Consider the following 19,519-nt stretch of genomic DNA (forward strand, 5'->3'; position numbering starts at 1 on the left):
CTCAGGCGGTGATGCGTTCGGCGACGCGGGCGGATGCGGTCGGTGCCGCATCGCCGATCTCCCATGCCCCCTCGAGCGCCTCCAGGGCGCGCGGGAAGCGGGCAGCATCCTCCGCCGACAGGGTGAACAGCGGGTGACCAGCCTCCACGCGTTCCCCGAGCTGCGCGTGCAGGTCGATGCCCGCTGCGTGCACGACGGCGTCCTGCGGACGTGCGCGTCCGGCCCCGAGCCGCCACGCGGCGATGCCGAACGGCAGCGCCTCCAGGCGGGTCACGACGCCGGAGCGGGGCGCGAGGACCGTGTGCGTCTCCCGCGCCACCGGCAGGGCTGCATCCGGGTCGCCGTCCTGCGCGACGATCATGCGGCGCCAGACATCCATGGCGCGCCCGTCCTTCAGCGCCGCCTCGACATCCGCGTCGGGCTGACCGGCCAGCGCCAGCATCTCGCGGGCGAGGGCGACCGTCAGCTCCACGACATCGGCGGGGCCTCCGCCGGCGAGCACCTCCACGGACTCGCGGACCTCGTTCGCGTTGCCGATGGCCCGGCCCAGCGGGCTGTTCATGTCGGTCAGCAGGGCAGTCGTCGCGACGCCGGAGTCGTTGCCGAGCGCGACCATCGTGCGTGCGAGCTCGCGAGCCTTGTCGATGTCCTGCATGAAGGCGCCCGAGCCGAACTTCACATCGAGCACAAGGGATGCAGTGCCCTCGGCGATCTTCTTGGACATGATGCTCGATGCGATCAACGGGATGGCCTCGACCGTCCCGGTGACGTCGCGCAGCGCATACAGACGCTTGTCGGCCGGCGCGAGCCCCGAGCCCGCGGCGCAGATCACCGCGCCGACGTCGTCCAGCTGCGCGAACATCTCGTCGTTGGACAGGGCGGCCCGCCATCCCGGGATCGACTCGAGCTTGTCGAGCGTGCCACCCGTGTGACCGAGGCCGCGTCCCGAAAGCTGGGGCACGGCGACACCGAAGGCTGCCACGAGCGGCGCCAGTGGCAGGGTGATCTTGTCCCCCACGCCGCCGGTGGAGTGCTTGTCGACCGTGGTCTTCGACAGCGCGGTGAAGCTCATCCGCTCGCCCGAGGCGATCATGGCGTCGGTCATCACGCGGATCTCATCACGGCTCATGCCGTTCAGCAGCACCGCCATCGCGAACGCCGACATCTGCGCATCCGTCACGTACTCGCGCGTGTACGCGTCGATCATCCACCTCAGCGCCGACTCGTCGACGGGACGGCCGTCACGCTTGGCTCGGATCACATCGACGGCGTCGAACGGCTCCACGGCGCTCATCGGCGGTACTCCTCGAGATCGCGGGGGCCGAACGCGTCGGGCAGCACCTCGTCGATCGTGCGGATGCCCGACACGGTCTCCAGCAGCATCCCGGGCAGGGCGAACTCGTTCAGCAGCTGACGGCAGCGCCCGCACGGCATGATCGTCTGTCCGTCGCCGTTCACGCAGACGAACGCCACCAGCTGGCCGCCGCCGGTCATGTTCAGCTCAGAGACCAGGCCGCACTCCGCGCACAGTCCGACCCCGTAGGAGGCGTTCTCGACGTTGCATCCCGAGACGATCCGCCCGTCGGTGACGAGGGCGGCGGCTCCCACCTTGTAACGGGAATACGGGGCATAGGCGCGCTGCATGGCCTCGGTCGCGGCGGTGCGCAGCTCGTCCCAGTCGATGTCGGTCACGGTGTCCTTTCACGCAAGCGGATGCGGGCGTCAGCCCTTGATGTACGGTTTTCCGGCGGCGGCGGGGCCCCGGATCTGCCCGGCGAACCCGGCGACGGCGAGGATCGTCACGACGTAGGGCAGCATGAGCATGAACTCGCTGGGGATCGGTGTCTTGAGCACCGTCAACAGGTTCTGCAGGTTGGTCGCGAACCCGAACAGCAGCGCAGCGAGGGTGGCACGGATCGGATCCCACCGACCGAAGATCACGGCGGCGAGGGCGATGAAGCCGAGGCCGGCGGTCATGTCCTTTCCGAACTGCGGGACGGAGACGAGCGTGAAGTACGCACCGCCGATGCCGGCGATGGCACCCGCGAGAGACACGTTCCAGAACCGGGAGGCGTTGACCTTGATGCCCACGGTGTCGGCCGCCTGCGGGTGCTCGCCGACGGCGCGCAGACGCAGACCCCAGCGGGTGCGGTACAGGCCCCACGCGACGAGGGCGACCGTGATGAACATCAGGTACACGATGAACGTCTGGTTGAACAGCACCGGGCCGATCACGGGGATCTCACTGAGACCCGGGATCTGCAGGCGCGTGAAGCGCTCGGGGCGGTTCAGCTGGTCTTCGTTCGGCGCCAGCAGGGCGCCGTAGAGGAATCCCGTCAGACCCGTGACGAGCACGTTGAGCACGACACCGACGATCACCTGGTCCACGAGGTACTTGATTGCGAACGCGGCGAGCACGAACGAGACCAGGACCCCGCCGATCATCGCTCCGACGAGCCCGATGAACGGGTTGCCGGTGATGCTCGACAGGAGCGCCGCGGAGAAGGCTCCGAGCAGAAGCTGGCCCTCGATGGCCACGTTGACGACACCGACACGCTCGCCGATCACGCCGCCCAGGGCGCCGAACACCAGCGGAACCGACAGCGACACCGCGCCGAAGAGCAGGCTGGGAACGGGCACGAGTCCGTCGGCGCCGGCCCAGACGAGGAACGCGAAGACGCCGAGGACGCTGAAGGCGATGGTCAGCCAGAGCGGCTGGCGACGATACGACCATGCGAGCCAGAATGCGACGAGGGTCAGGACCACCAGGACGGCCCACACCAGCCACGACGTCACGGCCGTGGGCACGCCCACATCCCCCAGCGCCAGTGCCTGCGAGGGGTCGCCGAGGCGGAACGAAGACGTGCCGTCGCGCGGGGAGAGCCCGAACAGCGCCGCCAGCAGGACGACGACCGCAGCCAGCACGATCGGGGCCTTGAAGTGCCGCTGCTTGACGACCGCGAGGTGGATGGTGCCGTCGCTCTGCTCGAGCTGCGCGGTGGCGTTGTCTTGGATCGGAGCGCTCACGCGGCCACCGCCTTCTTCGCGGCCTTGGCTCGCGCCTTGGCAGCCTTCTCGGCATCGGACTTGGGCAGGAAGAACACCGCGCGCAGCAGCGGCGGCGCCGCGATGAAGAGCACGATGAGCGACTGCACGACGAGAACGATGTCGACCGGGATCCCCTGCGCCTGCATCGAGAACGATCCCGCCTTCAGCGCTCCGAACAGGATGCCCGCGGCGAACGTCCCCCACGCGCGGCTGCGTCCGAGCAGGGCGACCGTGATCGCGTCGAAGCCGATGCCGGCATCGATCGTGGCGCCGAAGCCGGTGGTCACGGTCCCCTGGATCTGGTTCATCGCTGCGAGCCCGGCGAGACCACCCGCGAACAGCATCGCGTAGATGTAGAGGCGGTCGACGCTCATGCCCGCCGCACGCGCGGCGTGAGGGTTCTCCCCCACCGCGCGCAGCCGCAGACCGAGGCTGGAGCGCTCGATCAGCCACCACACGAACACGGTCGCCGCGATCACGACGACGAAGCCCCAGTTGAGCTGCGGGAACTGCGGTCCCAGCAGGTCGGGGAACTGCGCCGACTCCGGGGTCGGCTTCGTGATGGGCTGGTTCGTGCCCTCCATCTGGAGCAGCCCGGGCGTGCGCAGCATCCACAGCAGCAGGTAGTACGCCACGTAGTTGAGCATGATCGTGAGGATCACCTCGTGCGCCCCGGTGCGCGCCTTCAGCAGACCCACCAGGCCGCCCCACAACGCACCGCCGACGATGCCGGCGATCAGCGTGATCGGCAGGTGCAGCCACAGCGGCAGGTCCAGGTTGAAGGCGAACAGCCCCGCGAACATGGCCGCGATGAGCATCTGACCACGGGCACCGATGTTGAACAATCCCGCGCGGAAGGCGAGCGCGACGCCGAGGCCGGCGGCGATGAGCGGAGTGGCGAAGCCGAGTGCGTTCGTCAGCGGCCTGATCTGGGCCGCGAAGTCCGCGCCGCGCGCATTGAAGATCGCTCCGCGGAAGAGCGCCTCGTATCCGTTGTAGACGGCCTGCCAGATCGCGACGAAGGTGTCGCCGGGGCGGGCGAAGAAGTAGCCGGATGCGGCCTGCACGTTCTCGTTCGTGAGGGCGATCAGGATGCCGCCCACGATCATCGCGAGCACGATCGCGAGCAGCGTCGTCACGGCGCTTCCGCGCATCAGCTCGCGCAGGAAGATACCGGACCGCGTCGGGGGGATCTCCTCGCCGGTCAGCGGCCCCGTGGCGCGCGGGAGCTCGGCATCGCCGTCGCTCTTGCGCGCGCCTCCATCGCTCGTGGGCGTCGAACCGCTCATGCGGCCACCTCCGGGTCGGTTGCGCCGGCCATCATGAGGCCGAGGGTGTCACGGGACGTGTCGCCGGGCACGATGCCGACGATGGTGCCGCGGTACATGACGGCGATGCGGTCGGCGAGGGCGCTGACCTCGTCCAGCTCGGTCGAGACCACGACGATCGGAATGCCCGCGTCCCTCGTCTCGATGATGCGCTTGTGGATGAACTCGATGGAACCGACGTCGACGCCGCGGGTGGGCTGTGCGACGACCAGCAGCCGCAGGTCGCGGCTCATCTCACGCGCGATGACCACCTTCTGCTGGTTTCCCCCCGACAACGTGCCGGCGGGAGTCTCCGGGCCGCGGGTGCGGATGTCGTACTCCTGGATGCGGTCGCGCGCGAACGCATCCAGCGCACGGCGGCGCAGCGTGCCACCGCGGGCGAACGCGGGGTCGGAGGAACGATCGAGCACGAGGTTCTCGGCGACCGAGAAACCGCCGACCAGGCCGTCCTCCTTCCGGTCCTCGGGGACGAACCCGACGCCCTCGTCGAGGATCGCCCGCACGCTCTTGCCGACCAGTTCGGTGCCGTCGAGGCTGATCGAGCCCTCGACGCGCGCCGCGAGCCCGACGATCGCCTCGACGAGCTCGGTCTGGCCGTTTCCCTGGACCCCTGCGATCGCGAGCACCTCTCCGGGGCGCACGTCGAAGTCGACGCCGTCGACGACGATCGCACCGGTGGAGGTGAGGACACGCAGCCCGCTCACCTTCAAGCCCCCCTCACCGAGCGTCGGCGGCTCCTTCTGGACGGTGAGCTCGACGGCCCGCCCGACCATGAGGGAGGCGAGCTCGGTGTTGGTGGCGGTCGGCGACGCTTCGCCGACGACCTTTCCGAGCCGGATGACGGTGATGCGGTCGGCGACCTCGCGGACCTCGCGCAGCTTGTGCGTGATGAAGACGATGGAGGTGCCCTCGTCGCGCAGCTGGCGCATGATCGCCATGAGCTCGTCGGTCTCCTGCGGCGTCAGCACCGCAGTCGGCTCGTCGAAGACGAGGACCTTCGCGTCGCGCGAGAGCGCCTTGATGATCTCGACGCGCTGCTGCACGCCGACGGGGAGATCTCCCACGAGGGCGTCGGGGTCGATCTCGAACCCGAAGCGCTGCGCGACCTCGCGCACGTGCGTACGAGCCGCGTTCAAGTCGAGGCGTCCGAGAGCCTTGGTGCTCTCGTGTCCGAGCATGACGTTCTCGGCGACGGTGAAGACGGGGATCAGCATGAAGTGCTGGTGGACCATGCCGATGCCCGCGGCCATGGCGTCGCCGGGGCCGCGGAAGTTCTGGACGACGTCGTCCAGGAGGATCTCGCCCTCATCGGCGCGATACAGGCCGTACAGCACGTTCATGAGGGTCGACTTGCCTGCGCCGTTCTCCCCCAGCAACGCATGGATCTCGCCGGGGCGGACCACCAGATCGATGTGGTCGTTGGCGACGAGGCTGCCGAATCTCTTGGTGATCCCGCGGAGCTCGAGCTTCATAGATGCACCCTACCTGGGTAGAAAATGCCTGTCGAAAGGCGTCGGAACGGGACTCGGGGCGAGCGGCTGGAAAGCCGCTCGCCCCGAGCTGGTGCGGTTCAGATCAAGAACCGGCGGGAGAGTTCTTCGAGGTCACCGTGATGGTTCCCGCGATGATGTCGTCCTGGAGCTTGGTCAGCTCGTCGGTCAGGCCCTCCGGCAGCTGCGACTCGAAGTCGTGGAAGCTCGAGAGCTTGACGCCCTCGTTCTTCAGCGTGCCGACGTAGGGGGTCGGGTCGAACTCGCCCTTGGAGGCCGCGACGGTCGCGTCGTAGACGGCGACGTCGATGGCCTTCATGATCGAGACCAGCGTGATGTCGGCGACGCTGTCGTCGGCGACGGCGAGGTCGCTGTCGACACCGAGCATGAGCGTGTTCTTCCCGCTGTCGGCGATGGCCGCGGCGGCGCTCTTGTAGATCGGTCCACCCACGGGCAGGATCACGTCGACGCCCTGGTCGAGCACACCCTGAGCGGTCTGCTTCGCGGTGTCGTTGGCGTCGAAGCCGCCGGTGAACGACCCCTCCTGCGTGTCGGCGTTCCAGCCGAAGAGCTGGACGTTCGCGCCCTTGTCCTCGTTGTACTTCTCGACGCCCATCGCGTAACCGTCCATGAAGACGGCGACCGAGGGGATCTGCATGCCGCCGAAGGTGCCGACCTTGTTGACGCCGTCCTTGGCGGACCACGCTGCGGCGGCGTAGCCACCGAGGTAGGCGGCCTCAGCCGTGTTGAAGACCAGCGGCTTGATGTTCGGCGCGTCGGTCTTGCCGTCGAAGTCGGTGTCGGCGTAGTCGTCGATGATCGCGAAGTCGAGGTCGGGGTTCGCGTTGGCGGCCTCGACGGTGGCGGCGGCGAGCTTGAAGCCGACGGCGATCACGAGGGTGCAGCCCTCCGAGATGGCGGTCTGCATGTTCGGCGCGTAGTCGTTGTCGTTGGTCGACTCGAACTCGAGCGGGGTGACGCCGAGCTCCTTGGCGGCCTTGTCCATGCCGTTCTTGGCGGACTCGTTGAACGACTTGTCGTCCCAGCCGCCCGCGTCGGAGACCAGGCACGGCTTGAAGCCGTCGACGACGTCGGACGCGGAGCCGCTCGTCGTTTCGGTCGTGGGGGCGGAGCCACAGCCGGCCAGCAGCGCCGCGGTGGCAGCGATGGCCAGGCCGCTGAGCAGCGCCTTGGTCGTCGTCTTCTTCACGAGTCCTCCATCAAGAGACGTGGGAATGCCCCGGCAGTTCCGGGGACGGATGCGGCAACGTTACCCAATGTGACGCGCCCACGACGGGCCGATCCGCAGGCCGCAACCCAATGGTTACAAACGGCCCGTGACACGCGTGCTCGGCGGCTGCGGCGGGCGGCCGCATCCGGTCTCAGAGCACGTCGCCGCGGCCGGTGAGCTTCAGCGCATCGACGACCTGCTTGACGCGCTGCGCGTGCTCCGTCGTGGTGACCAGGAGGGCGTCGGGGGTGTCGACCACGACGATGTCCTGCACGCCGATGAGGCTGATCACTCGCTGTGTCTGCGTCACCACGATGCCGCTGGAGGCGTCGGAGAGGATGCGGGCGTGCTCGCCGAGCACCGCCAGATCGTTCTTCCGGCCGTTGGAGACGAGCTTGGTGAGGCTTGCGAAGTCGCCCACGTCGTCCCAGTCGAAGTGGCCGGGGATGACGGCGAGCTTGCCCTTGGCCGCGGCAGGCTCGGCGACCGTGTAGTCGATCGCGATCTTCTTCAGGCTCGGCCAGATGCGATCGACCGCGGGCCCGCGGCGGTCGCGGTCGTCCCAGGCCTCGGCGAGCTCGAGCAGACCCGCGTGGAGCTCGGGCTCGTTCGCCTCGATCTCGGCCAGGAGCACGTCCGCGCGCGAGATGAACATGCCCGCGTTCCAGGAGTAGGCGCGGTCGGTGAAGTACTCGCGCGCCGTGGCGAGGTCGGGCTTCTCGACGAAGCGTTCGACGAGAGCCGCCTCCGGTGCCCCGTCGACGATCAGCTCGTCGGCCTTCTTGATGTATCCGAAACCGGTGGAGGGCTCCGACGGCTGGATGCCGATCGTGCAGATGTATCCGGCACGAGCGACGGCGACAGCCTGACGCACCGCGAAGTCGAAGACCCGCGAGCCCTGGATCACGTGGTCCGCGGCGAACGACCCGATCACGACATCGGGCTCTCGCCGCACCAGGATCGCCGCGGCGAGACCGATCGCGGCGGTGGAGTCGCGCGGCTCGGATTCGAGGAACACGTTCTTGTCGGGGATGCCGGGCAGCTGCTTCTCGACGGCCGCGCGATGCGCGCGCCCGGTGACGACCGCGATCCGGTCGTGGCCGGCCAGCGGCTCGAGACGGTCCCAGGTGTCGCGCAGCAGGGTCTGACCGGAGCCGGTCAGGTCGTGCAGGAACTTCGGAGCGTCGGCGCGCGAGAGCGGCCAGAGTCTGCTGCCGATGCCGCCTGCCGGGATGACGGCGTAGAAACCCTCGATCTCATTCCCCATACCGGCCAGCCTATCCGCCGGTTGTGTCGGGCGAATGTCGCTGCGGCGACGCGTCACCGATGAGAGCCACCGGTCCATTTATCTCGACGTCGAGATTGTTAGGTTCGCCTAAAGGGCGCCGTTGTGCTGCGGCGAATACACTGTCGGCAGCGCCCGCGTGACGCAGGGGACCAGCAAAAACCCCGAAGGGCAACGCCTGCCCCACCGTGTTCGATCAGGGAGGACGACCGTGGCTGCACCGGCACGCGTCACACCATCGCTCGCTCAGACGACGTCCAAGACGCCGCGTGGAACGCTGTACCGCGGCAACGAGGGCATGTGGTCCTGGGTCCTGCACCGCATCACGGGTGTGTCGATCTTCTTCTTCCTTCTCGTGCACGTGCTCGACACCGCCCTCATCCGCGTCTCCCCCGAGGCGTACGACGCGGTCATCGGCACGTACAAGAACCCCGTGATGGGCATCGGTGAGGTCGTGCTCGTGGCCGCGATCGCCTACCACGCCTACAACGGTCTGCGCATCATCGTCGTCGACTTCTGGTCGAAGGGCGCGCGCTACCAGCGTCAGCTCTGGTGGGTCGTGCTGGGCCTGTGGGCCGTCACGATGCTGGGCTTCGCCCCCCGCCACCTCATGAACGTCTTCGCCGCGACGGGAGGCGGTCACTGATGAGCGCGACGATCGCCGATCCCCGCAGCCCCTTCTCCGCACCGCGGCGCAAGGGCCCCAACCTCGAGAAGTGGGGCTGGGTGTACATGCGCGCCTCGGGCCTGGTGCTCGTGGTGCTGATCTTCGGACACCTCTTCGTCAACCTCATGACGGGCGACGGAGTCCATCAGATCGACTTCGCCTTCGTCGCCGGCAAGCTCTCCTCGCCGTTCTGGCAGTGGTGGGATGTCGCGATGCTCTGGCTCGCCCTCATCCACGGCGGCAACGGCATGCGCACGATCGTCAACGACTACGTCACGCACGCCACGACCCGGCGCGTGCTCGTCTGGGCCATCTGGATCGTGTCGGCCTTCCTGATCCTGCTCGGCACGCTCGTCGTCTTCACCTTCGACCCCTGCCTCGGCGTGACCAGCGACAGCGTGATGTGGGAGGTGTGCCAGTAGGCACGCCGCGTCCCACGGATCAGAACAGACAAGAGGAATCCCACCTGTGAGCACTCACTCCACCGCGGACACCGTCGTCAAGGACGGTGTCTACTACCACCAGTTCGACATCGTGATCGTGGGCGCCGGCGGCGCCGGGATGCGTGCGGCGATCGAGGCCGGCCCCGGCGCGAAGACCGCCGTCATCTCCAAGCTCTACCCGACGCGCTCGCACACGGGTGCCGCTCAGGGCGGCATGGCCGCGGCTCTGGCCAACGTCGAAGAGGACTCGTGGGAGTGGCACACCTTCGACACGATCAAGGGCGGCGACTATCTCGTCGACCAGGATGCGGCGGAGATCCTCGCCAAGGAGGCCATCGACGCGGTCATCGACCTCGAGAACATGGGCCTGCCCTTCAACCGCACCCCCGACGGCAAGATCGACCAGCGCCGCTTCGGCGGCCACACCGCCGACCACGGCAAGAGCCCGGTCCGCCGCGCTTGTTACGCCGCCGACCGCACCGGCCACATGATCCTGCAGACGCTGTTCCAGAACTGCGTCAAGCTCGGCATCAACTTCTTCAACGAGTTCTACGTGCTCGATCTCGTCACGGTCGAGGACGGCGGCACCACGAAGGTCGCCGGCGTCGTCGCATACGAGCTGGCCACCGGCGACCTGCACGTCTTCCAGTCCAAGGCGGTCGTTTTCGCCACCGGCGGCTTCGGCAAGATCTTCAAGACCACCTCCAACGCCCACACGCTCACCGGTGACGGTGTCGGCATCGTCTGGCGCAAGGGGCTCCCGCTGGAGGACATGGAGTTCTTCCAGTTCCACCCGACCGGCCTCGCCGGTCTCGGCATCCTGTTGACCGAGGGCGCGCGAGGAGAAGGAGCCATCCTGCGCAACGCCTCCGGCGAGCGTTTCATGGAGCGCTACGCACCGACCATCAAGGACCTCGCCCCGCGCGACATCGTCAGCCGCTGCATGGTGCAGGAGGTCGAGGAGGGACGCGGCGCCGGCCCCCACAAGGACTACGTGCTCCTGGACTGCACGCACCTGGGTGCCGAGGTGCTCGAGACCAAGCTCCCCGACATCACCGAGTTCGCCCGCACCTACCTCGGCGTCGACCCCGTCGTCGAGCCCGTGCCCGTCATGCCGACGGCGCACTACGCGATGGGCGGCATCCCGACCAACATCGAGGCCGAGGTCCTCAGCGACAACGACACCGTCGTTCCCGGGCTGTACGCCGCGGGCGAGTGCGCGTGCGTCTCGGTGCACGGCTCCAACCGCCTCGGCACCAACTCCCTGCTCGACATCAACGTGTTCGGCAAGCGTGCCGGACGAAACGCGGTGAAGTACGTGCAGAGCGGTGCGGAGTTCGTGCCGCTGCCCGAGGACCCGGCACGCGAAGTGCGCGAGATGATCGAGGGCCTGCGCAACAACCCCGGCACCGAGCGCATCGCGGTGCTGCGCAAGACGCTCCAGGACGAGATGGACCGCAAGGCGCAGGTGTTCCGCACCGACCAGTCGCTCGGCGAGGTGATGCTCGTGATCGCCGAGCTGCGCGAGCGCTACAAGAACATCCACGTCGACGACAAGGGCAAGCGGTACAACACCGATCTGCTCGAAGCCGTCGAGCTCGGCTTCCTCCTCGACATCGCCGAGGTCGTCGCCGTCGCCGCGCGCAACCGCAAGGAGAGCCGCGGCGGCCACATGCGCGACGACTATCCGACGCGCGACGACGAGAACTACATGAAGCACACGATGTCCTACCTGTCGGGCGATGCGCACTCCTCCCACCCCGAGGACCACATCCGACTCGACTGGAAGCCGGTCGTCTTCACCAAGAACGAGGCCGGGGAACTGCGCTACCCGCCGCTGGAGAGGAAGTACTGAGCATGGCCGCCACCGCCATCGCCGAGACCACCACCGAAGCCCCCCAGGTGCAGGAGACCAACGACTCCGGCATCCAGGCGTTCCTGGTCACCTTCATCGTGCGCCGGTTCAACCCGGAGCTGGACGAGGAGCCGCGCTGGGTCGACTACGACGTCGAGGTGTACTCCACCGATCGCGTGCTCGACGCCCTGCACAAGATCAAGTGGGAGGTCGACGGTTCGCTCGCCTTCCGCCGCTCCTGCGCCCACGGCATCTGCGGCTCGGACGCCATGCGCATCAACGGCCGCAACCGCCTGGCCTGCAAGACGCTGATCAAGGACCTCGACATCTCGAAGCCGATCTACGTCGAGGCGATCAAGGGTCTGCCGCTGGAGAAGGACCTCATCGTCGACATGGAGCCCTTCTTCGCGTCCTACCGCGAGGTGCAGCCGTTCCTCATCGCGAACTCCACGCCCGAGAAGGGCAAGGAACGCGTGCAGTCGATCGTCGACCGCGAGCGCTTCGACGACACCACCAAGTGCATCCTCTGCGCCGCGTGCACCTCGTCGTGCCCTGTGTTCTGGACCGACGGCCAGTACTTCGGCCCGGCCGCGATCGTCAACGCGCACCGCTTCATCTTCGACTCGCGCGACGACGCCGGCGATGTGCGCCTGGACATCCTCAACGACAAGGAGGGCGTGTGGCGCTGCCGCACCACCTTCAACTGCACCGAGGCGTGCCCGCGCGGCATCCAGGTGACCAAGGCGATCGCCGAGGTCAAGCAGGCGGTCCTGCGCGGCTGACCGGATGCGCAGCCTCGCTGCGCGATCTCGCTAGGGTGAGGGCGTGAGGCGAGCTGCGGAGAACGACGCCGACGTGCGATTCGTGCTGCCTCAGGACGAGAGCTCCCTGCGGGAGCGGTGGGATTCGGCGCAGGCGAACCTGCGCGAACGTCTCGATGAGCCGATCGAGAAGGCCACAGCGCTGACCCGTCGCACCCTCGCCTGGTTCCCCATCCGGGTCTGGCGGCACTTCCTTCAGCACAACGGCTTCCTGCTGGCCGCAGGCGTCAGCTACCAGTCGTTGTTCGCGATCTTCGCCGGCATCTATCTCGCCGCAGCCGCCGTCGGGCTCTGGCTGGGCGGCGACGACGCGGCCGTGGATCAGCTGATCGACATCGTCAACAGCTACATCCCGGCCCTCATCAGCGAGAACGGGCTCGTCAAGCCGAGCCAGGTCGAGGCCGTCGCCTCACAGAGCAGCGGAGGCCTGCTGCCGGTGACCGGAGCCATCGCGCTCGTGGTGGTCATCTGGACGGCCATCGGCTTCATCACCTACACCCGCCGCGCGGTGCGCGACACGTTCGGCCTGCCCTTCGACTCCCGCAGCTACCTCATGCTGAAGGCCAGGGACCTCCTGGCTGCGGCACTGTTCGGCATCGCGCTGCTCGCCGGCTGGATGCTCGTGCAGATCACCACGTGGGCGTTGGATCTGCTGGCGAGCATCCTGCAGTGGCAGCCGGACTCCACGTGGTCGACCATCCTCGCGCGCGCACTCAGCCTGGTCGTCGCCTTCCTGGTCAACGCCGTGGCGCTCGCTCTGCTCTTCCGTTTCCTCACCGGCACATCGCTGCGCTGGCGCCGCATCTGGCCGGGATCGATCCTCGGCGGGGCCGCTCTCGCCCTGCTGCAGGTGGGCGCCGGGCTCCTGCTCCGCTACACGCCGAGCAATCCGCTCATCGCGACCTTCGCCATCTTCATCGGCTTCCTCCTGTGGTTCCGCATCACCGGCATCGTGATCCTCGTGGCGGCGGCGTGGATCGCGGTCTCCACCTCCGACCGAGACCTGCCGCTGGTCGAGCTGAGCGACGCCGAGCGCGAAGCACTCGAAGTGCACGCCCTGTCGGTCGCCGCGCAGGTGCGCCTGCGCGAGGCGCGCGAGCGCGCCCGCCACGCGGCGTGGTGGCAACGTCCTGCTGCCCGCCGCCGCGTCGAGCGAGCGGCGAGGGAGCGGGATGCGGCCGCCGCCGCGGTCGCGGCGCTCACCACTCGGCCGGCGTTACGGCACCTCCTCGACTGAGCATCCGTGTCGGTGGCGCCGGATACGCTGAAAGGCGTGTCACGAACCCTCCGCATCGCCTCTGTCAACGTCAACGGAATCCGCGCCGCGGTGAGAAACGGCATGGCGGGCTGGCTCGACACTGCGGGGGTCGACATCCTGACGCTGCAGGAGGTGCGAGCCGAGCTCACGCACCTCGAGAGCGCGCTGCCGGGGTGGGAGCTCGTGCACGACGAGTCGCTCAGCAAGGGACGCTCCGGGGTGGCGGTGGCCAGCCGCATCCCGATCACCGCATCGCGCATCGAGCTGGGCGACGAGAGCGTCGACTCGCGCGGCCGCTGGATCGAGGCCGACGTCGAGGTCGACGGCGAGCAGCTCACGGTGGTCAGCGCCTACGTGCACTCCGGCGAAGACGGCACTCCCCGCCAGGACGCGAAGTACGGGTTCCTGGACGCGATGAGCGTCCGCCTCGCGCAGCTGGCGCAGGGCGACGCTCTCGCGCTCGTCACCGGCGACCTCAACGTCGGGCACCGACCGCTCGACATCAAGAACTGGCGCGGCAACCAGAAAAAGGCCGGGTTCCTCCCCCGTGAGCGCTCGTACTTCGACCGCTTCTTCGGCGAGGCCGGCTCCCTGGTGACCGGTGTCGACGGGGTCGAGGGCGTCGGGCTCGGATGGGTCGACGTGGGACGCCGCTTCGCCGGCGAGGTCGACGGCCCGTACACGTGGTGGTCCAACCGCGGTCAGGCGTTCGACAACGACACCGGCTGGCGCATCGACTACCACATGGCCACTCCCGCGCTCGCGACGCGTGTGGCCGACTACCGGGTGGCGCGGGCCGCGTCGTACGCCGAACGGTGGAGCGACCACGCCCCCGTGGTGGCCGACTACCGTCTGGGCGCCTGAAGGCGACGGCGCACCGCATCCGGGTCCGTAGAATCGACGGGTGAGCAAAGCGCGCCTGTACTCCGGAATGCAGCCCTCGGCCGACTCCCTCCAGATCGGCAACTACATCGGGGCCCTGCTGCAGTGGCGCGACCTGCAGGAGTCGTACGACGCGTTCTTCTCCGTCGTCGACCTGCACGCGCTCACCCAGCCGAACGACCCGGCAGAGCTCCGCGCGAAGACCCGGCGTACGGCGGCCCAGTACATCGCGGCCGGCATCGAGCCGTCGAAGTCGGCGCTGTACGTGCAGTCGCACGTTCCCGCGCACGCCGAGCTGGCCTGGGTCCTGTCGACGATCACCGGCTTCGGCGAGGCGGGGCGGATGACGCAGTTCAAGGACAAGTCGCAGCGCTACGGCACCGACGCGACCAATGTGGGCCTGTTCACCTATCCGGTGCTCATGGCGGCCGACATCCTGCTGTACCAGACCAATGTGGTGCCCGTCGGGGACGACCAGAAGCAGCACGTCGAACTGACCCGCGACCTTGCCGAGCGCTTCAACGCGCGCTATGGCCAGACCTTCACGGTGCCGACACCCGTCATCCAGCAGGGCACGGCCCGCATCTACGACCTGCAGAATCCGACGTCGAAGATGTCGAAGTCCGCCGAGTCGGACGCGGGTGTGCTGTGGCTGCTGGACGACCCGGCTGTCAGCGCGAAGAAGATCATGCGCGCGGTGACCGACTCCGAGGGTGTGGTGCGGTACGACCGCGAGACCAAGCCCGGCGTGTCGAACCTGCTCGTGATCTTCGCCGCCCTGACGGGTCGGCAGATCCCCTCCATCGAGGACGAGTTCGCGGGCCGCGGGTACGGCGACTTCAAGAAGGCGCTGGCGGAGGTCGTCGTGTCGGAGTTCGGCCCGGTGCGCGAGCGCGCCCTGGCCATGCTCGACGACCCCGCTGAACTCGACCGGGCCCTGGCCGTCAACGCGCAGAAGGCCTCGGCCGTGGCGGAGCAGACCCTCGGCGACGTGTACGACCGCATCGGTCTGCTCCGGCGCAGCTGACCCCCACCCCGGGTGTGCCGGCCGCGGCGGTAGGCGGGTGTGCCTGACGACCCGAACTCCTGCAGAACCGCGCCGCGGGCGCGGCTGAACCGGCGAAAGTGACGGATTGCAGGAGTTCGGGCCGACGGCGGCCCGGGTAACCGGAGTGGACACCCCACGCCCTCACGCGGCGGATGCGGGCGACGACACAGTCACCCGCATCCGCCGCGTCACGAGTGACGGCGTTCAGTCGCTCGCTCTGCTGCGGCCTCCGCGCCGCTGACGAGCGAGTACCGCGCGGAGAGCCGCGCGCACCGCATCCGGGCGGTGAAAGACGTCCTCTGCAAGGATTCGGATCGTCACGTAGCCCAACTCGGCCGCGGCGAGGTCTCGGCGCCGGTCGCGGATCTGCTGAGAGACGTCGCCGTGGAACGCGCGACTGTCGCACTCCACGATGAGCCAATCATCGACGAGCAGGTCCACCCTTCCCACTCCCCGAAGCCGGACCTGCAGCGCGGGGCGGTATCCCAGGCTCCGCAGCATCAGCCGCACGAGCGTCTCCGTGCCCGCCTCGGCCCGAGCATCGACGAGCGCGCGCAGAGCCCGGTAGCGCCGCGGAAGCCGGTCGAAGACCGCGTCGAGTTCGTCCGCACCGATCAGCCCGAGATGCAGTGCACTGTCGAGGCTCGCGACGGCGACTCTGGGCGACTGACAGCAGCACGCCTGGGCGAGCGCCTCCACCAGATCGGCGTGGAGATCCGCCCGCGCGCACGCGGAGTCACGCCAGTGCGCACGTATGTCGCGGTGACGACGCGGCAAGCGCGAGTCCGCACGGTCGAATTGCAGATGGGTTTCACTGTCGGACAGGACGAAAACGCCGAGCGCACCGAGCAGCGACACGCAGTCGAGACGTCCGCCCGCGCGAGCAGCGACCAGGTGTCGCTCGTCGATGCCACCCCAGACGTAGCGGCCGCGTCGTACCCGGATGAGATCGCCACCCTCGACCGCGCGCCGAATCGTCGCGCGGGTGTAGCCTCGCAGGCGCAGCTCGGCCGTGCGCAGGTACGAGGGCGACGGTAACAGCATGTCGACAGCCTCACCGCACGCGCCGGCCATTCGTCGACGAGAGCCGGTTGTGCGAGGAACGCGCCGTGAGCCTCGGCCGGTGGAGGACTCTCCGAGCGCGGAGCAGTCTCGATGGCAGCGCTCGTCCGGCCCGAACTCCTGCAAGACCCGCCGCGCGGGGCCGGCGGGAGCAGCCGACGCCGGATGTGCAGGAGTTCGGTACGGAGCAGTGGAGCGGAGGGGACGGCGGCACCGAACGCGCGCCCGCGGGAGCCGTCCGGCCCGAACTCCTGCAGAACCCGCCGGGCGGGGCCGGCGGGAGCAGCCAACGCCGGATGTGCAGGAGTTCGGGTCGCGATCCCGGTGCCGCGAGCGATGTGTGCCCGCCCAGGCCGGTAGCCGTGGCGAGGATCAGCCGTGGCGGGATCAGCCGCCGGCGAGGGCGTCGACGGCGAAGCGGATGTGGCGCTCGGCGAGGTCGGCGGCGGCCGCGCCGTCGTGGCGCTCGATCGCCTCGAGCAGCTCGACGTGCTGCGCGTGCAGGATCGCGGCCAGGCCCTCCCAGTCGCGGTAGTCGCGGAGGGCCTCGAGGATGCGGCTGCTCAGCGACTCCCGGATCGCCACGGTCATGGAGGCGACCAGCCGGTTGCCCCCGGCCTGCGCGATCGCGACATGGAAGGCCGTGTCGGTGTCGTTGTACTCCGCGGGACCGAGCCCGGGGACGGCGCCCGCGTCGAGCGCGGTGCGGATCACGGCGATCGCCTCGGCGTCCGCGTTCCGCGCGGCGAGTTCGGCGCTCGAGCGCTCGAGCACGATGCGCGCCTCGATGACGTCGGGATAGGGGTAGTTCGCGAGGGCGGCGTGCAGCCGCAGGAAGCGGGTGAGCGCGGCGTCGGGCAGCGCGGCGACGAATGTACCGGCGTCTGCGCCCGCACCGACCTGGGCGCGCAGCACACCCTGTCCTTCCAGCACTCGCACGGCCTCGCGAACGCCCGCGCGACTCACGCCCAGACGTGCGGCCAGCTCGCGCTCGGAAGGGAGCGGGTCGTCGACCTGCAGCGAGCCGGACATGATCTGGTCCTCGATCGCCTGGATGACGAGCTCGTGCGCGCGACTGCGCTGAACGGGTGCCCATTCCGGGGTGCGCTGATCTGTCACCGGGGTATCCTCTCGCCTTCGAGCCGAACGCAACCGGCGGGTTGACGTCGCCGAGGCCGGGGTCTACTGTACCGCAGAGGTCAGACCAATCGATACGCCCTCTGCGCCGCGCGCTCCCACCTCGAAGGACGATGATGAGTCCCCTCAGCCGACAGCTCCCCGATCCGCGCGAACTCCTCGAGCTCATGCAGTTCAAGACGCCTGATCTGAACGCCAAGCGCCGCCGCCTCTCTGCGGCCCTGACGATCGACGACCTCCGGCGCATCGCGAAGCGCCGCACCCCGAAAGCAGCCTTCGACTACACCGACGGCGCGGCGGATGGGGAGATCTCCCTGCAGCGGGCCCGCCAGGCGTTCCGCGACATCGAGTTCCACCCTTCGATCCTCCGCGACGTGTCACGGGTCGACACCGCGACGACGATCTTCGGCGGACCCTCCGCCCTCCCCTTCGGCATCGCACCGACCGGCTTCACGCGCCTCATGCAGACGGAGGGCGAGTACGCCGGTGCCGCCGCCGCCGGTGCCGCCGGCATCCCCTTCACCCTCTCGACGCTCGGGACGACGTCGATCGAGAACGTGAAGGCGACCAACCCGAACGGGCGCAACTGGTTCCAGCTGTACGTCATGCGCGACCGCGACATCTCCTACGGCCTCGTCGAACGGGCGGCCGCGGCGGGCTTCGACACGCTGTTCTTCACCGTCGACACCCCCGTCGCCGGTGCGCGCCTGCGCGACAAGCGCAACGGATTCTCCATCCCGCCGCAGCTGAGCGTCGGCACCATCGTCAACGCCATCCCCCGCCCCTGGTGGTGGTTCGACTTCCTCACCACACCGAAGCTCGAGTTCGCGTCGCTGACCACGACCGGTGGCACCGTCGGTGAACTCCTCAACAACGCGATGGACCCGTCGATCTCCTTCGAGGACCTCGACATCATCCGCTCGCTCTGGCCCGGCAAGATCGTCATCAAGGGCGTGCAGAACGTTCCGGATGCGCGCAAGCTCGTCGATCTCGGCGTGGACGGCCTCGTTCTCTCCAACCACGGCGGCCGCCAGCTCGACCGCGCCCCGATTCCGTTCCATCTGCTGCCCGAGGTGGTGCGCGAGGTCGGACGCGACACCGAGATCGCGATCGACACCGGCATCATGGACGGCGCCGACATCGTCGCCTCGATCGCGATGGGGGCGAAGTTCACCCTCATCGGCCGCGCATACCTCTACGGACTCATGGCGGGCGGCCGGGCCGGCGTCGACCGGGCGATCGCCATCCTCGCCGAGCAGGTCGAGCGCACCATGAAGCTGCTCCAGGTGAGCGAGCTCGCCGAGCTGACCCCGGCTCACGTGACCCAGTTGCAGCGTCTCGCACCGCGCGCCACGAGCGACGTACGGGTCTGACGCGCACGGTAGCGTGACCGGATGCTGCCCGTCGTCCTTCGCACCGCACGCCTCGAGCTGTCGGCGCCGACCGCATCCGATGCTCAGGCCATCCACGACGCGTGCCAGGATCCTGCCATCGGGCATTTCACGACCGTCCCCTCGCCGTATCTGCGCCGGTACGCCGACGAGTTCGTGGCGCAGACGGCCGAGCACTGGGACGACCTCTCGCACGCGACGTGGGCGATCCGCCGCGACGGCGCGCTGTCGGGGATGATCGGCCTGCACCATCTGCAGGAGACGGGATCGGCGGAGCTCGGCTTCTGGGTGGCCGCTCCCGAGCGCGGGCGAGGCATCGTGCGGGAGGCGTCGGAAGCCGTCATCGACTGGGGTTTCGCGACCGACGCGCTCGAGCTCGTGCGTCTGGAGTGGCGCGCGGCTGTGGGCAACACGGCGTCCGCGCGGGCGGCGAAGGCGCTGGGCTTCCGGTTCGAAGGGACGCTGCGCCAGGCTCTGCGCAACGGCCATGGCGAGCGCAGCGACGGCTGGATCGCAAGTCTGCTGGCGACCGATGATCGCACGCCGCAGGAGTGGCCGATAGCCCTCTGACAC

Annotated in this window: 18 protein-coding genes; 9 read left to right on the top strand and 9 right to left on the bottom strand. The window is 68.8% G+C overall.

The window, feature by feature from the left end; genetic code table 11:
- Position 1 precedes the first annotated feature (1 nt).
- The 7 genes from QE374_RS05240 to QE374_RS05270 form a co-directional block, all read right to left on the bottom strand.
- Entirely contained in the window at positions 2 to 1,294 is a 1,293-nt protein-coding gene (locus QE374_RS05240) for a thymidine phosphorylase (protein ID WP_309732781.1), read from the bottom strand.
- Positions 1,291 to 1,692: a cytidine deaminase gene (locus QE374_RS05245; RefSeq protein ID WP_137416324.1), complete on the bottom strand. Its 402-nt coding sequence runs from the start codon at positions 1,690 to 1,692 to the stop codon at positions 1,291 to 1,293. The genes QE374_RS05240 and QE374_RS05245 overlap by 4 nt, the downstream gene beginning before the upstream one ends.
- Before the next feature lie 30 nt (positions 1,693 to 1,722).
- Complete coding sequence (locus QE374_RS05250) at positions 1,723 to 3,027, bottom strand: ABC transporter permease (RefSeq protein ID WP_309732783.1); 1,305 nt, start codon at positions 3,025 to 3,027, stop codon at positions 1,723 to 1,725.
- Entirely contained in the window at positions 3,024 to 4,337 is a 1,314-nt protein-coding gene (locus tag QE374_RS05255; RefSeq protein ID WP_309732784.1) for an ABC transporter permease, read from the bottom strand. Before QE374_RS05255 ends, QE374_RS05250 begins: the two co-directional genes overlap by 4 nt.
- On the bottom strand, positions 4,334 to 5,848 hold the full coding sequence (locus tag QE374_RS05260) for an ABC transporter ATP-binding protein (RefSeq protein WP_309732787.1): 1,515 nt from the start codon (positions 5,846 to 5,848) through the stop codon (positions 4,334 to 4,336). The genes QE374_RS05255 and QE374_RS05260 overlap by 4 nt, the downstream gene beginning before the upstream one ends.
- Before the next feature lie 103 nt (positions 5,849 to 5,951).
- On the bottom strand, positions 5,952 to 7,076 hold the full coding sequence (locus QE374_RS05265; protein WP_396653323.1) for a BMP family protein: 1,125 nt from the start codon (positions 7,074 to 7,076) through the stop codon (positions 5,952 to 5,954).
- Positions 7,077 to 7,248: 172 nt separating this feature from the next.
- The gene (locus QE374_RS05270) at positions 7,249 to 8,364 is read right to left on the bottom strand and encodes a mannose-1-phosphate guanylyltransferase (protein WP_309732789.1); all 1,116 of its coding nucleotides are present in this window, start codon (positions 8,362 to 8,364) and stop codon (positions 7,249 to 7,251) included.
- A 229-nt stretch (positions 8,365 to 8,593) separates the two neighbouring features.
- On the opposite strand from QE374_RS05270, the gene sdhC reads away from it, so the two are divergent.
- Genes sdhC through trpS form a run of 7 tightly spaced genes read left to right on the top strand, consistent with a single transcriptional unit; the run spans position 8,594 to position 15,335 of the window.
- Positions 8,594 to 9,028 carry a succinate dehydrogenase, cytochrome b556 subunit gene (gene sdhC, locus QE374_RS05275; RefSeq protein ID WP_137416319.1) on the top strand — a complete coding sequence of 145 codons (435 nt, stop codon included), beginning with the start codon at positions 8,594 to 8,596 and terminating at the stop codon, positions 9,026 to 9,028.
- A complete protein-coding gene (locus QE374_RS05280; protein ID WP_309732790.1) occupies positions 9,028 to 9,471 on the top strand; it encodes a succinate dehydrogenase hydrophobic membrane anchor subunit in 444 nt (147 codons plus the stop codon). The genes sdhC and QE374_RS05280 overlap by 1 nt, the downstream gene beginning before the upstream one ends.
- 46 nt (positions 9,472 to 9,517) lie before the next feature.
- Positions 9,518 to 11,347, top strand: a complete 1,830-nt coding sequence (gene sdhA, locus QE374_RS05285; protein ID WP_309732792.1) for a succinate dehydrogenase flavoprotein subunit — start codon at positions 9,518 to 9,520, stop codon at positions 11,345 to 11,347.
- 2 nt (positions 11,348 to 11,349) lie between these two features.
- Entirely contained in the window at positions 11,350 to 12,129 is a 780-nt protein-coding gene (locus QE374_RS05290; RefSeq protein WP_309732794.1) for a succinate dehydrogenase iron-sulfur subunit, read from the top strand.
- 43 nt (positions 12,130 to 12,172) lie between these two features.
- Entirely contained in the window at positions 12,173 to 13,405 is a 1,233-nt protein-coding gene (locus QE374_RS05295) for a YihY/virulence factor BrkB family protein (protein WP_309732796.1), read from the top strand.
- Positions 13,406 to 13,441: 36 nt separating this feature from the next.
- The gene (locus QE374_RS05300) at positions 13,442 to 14,290 is read left to right on the top strand and encodes an exodeoxyribonuclease III (RefSeq protein ID WP_309732798.1); all 849 of its coding nucleotides are present in this window, start codon (positions 13,442 to 13,444) and stop codon (positions 14,288 to 14,290) included.
- Positions 14,291 to 14,330: 40 nt separating this feature from the next.
- On the top strand, positions 14,331 to 15,335 hold the full coding sequence (gene trpS / locus QE374_RS05305) for a tryptophan--tRNA ligase (protein WP_309732800.1): 1,005 nt from the start codon (positions 14,331 to 14,333) through the stop codon (positions 15,333 to 15,335).
- A 225-nt stretch (positions 15,336 to 15,560) separates the two neighbouring features.
- On the opposite strand, the gene QE374_RS05310 is transcribed toward trpS, so the two are convergent.
- Positions 15,561 to 16,400: a type IV toxin-antitoxin system AbiEi family antitoxin domain-containing protein gene (locus tag QE374_RS05310; protein ID WP_309732804.1), complete on the bottom strand. Its 840-nt coding sequence runs from the start codon at positions 16,398 to 16,400 to the stop codon at positions 15,561 to 15,563.
- 405 nt (positions 16,401 to 16,805) lie between these two features.
- Positions 16,806 to 17,537, bottom strand: coding sequence for an FCD domain-containing protein (locus QE374_RS05315; protein WP_309732807.1), 732 nt, complete (start codon positions 17,535 to 17,537; stop codon positions 16,806 to 16,808).
- A 134-nt stretch (positions 17,538 to 17,671) separates the two neighbouring features.
- On the opposite strand from QE374_RS05315, the gene QE374_RS05320 reads away from it, so the two are divergent.
- Complete coding sequence (locus QE374_RS05320; RefSeq protein ID WP_309732808.1) at positions 17,672 to 18,928, top strand: alpha-hydroxy acid oxidase; 1,257 nt, start codon at positions 17,672 to 17,674, stop codon at positions 18,926 to 18,928.
- A gap of 21 nt (positions 18,929 to 18,949) precedes the next feature.
- Positions 18,950 to 19,516, top strand: coding sequence for a GNAT family N-acetyltransferase (locus QE374_RS05325; protein ID WP_309732810.1), 567 nt, complete (start codon positions 18,950 to 18,952; stop codon positions 19,514 to 19,516).
- The last annotated feature ends 3 nt before the right edge of the window (positions 19,517 to 19,519 follow it).

It is taken from the genome of Microbacterium sp. SORGH_AS_0428, from assembly GCF_031453615.1.
GTDB lineage: Bacteria > Actinomycetota > Actinomycetes > Actinomycetales > Microbacteriaceae > Microbacterium.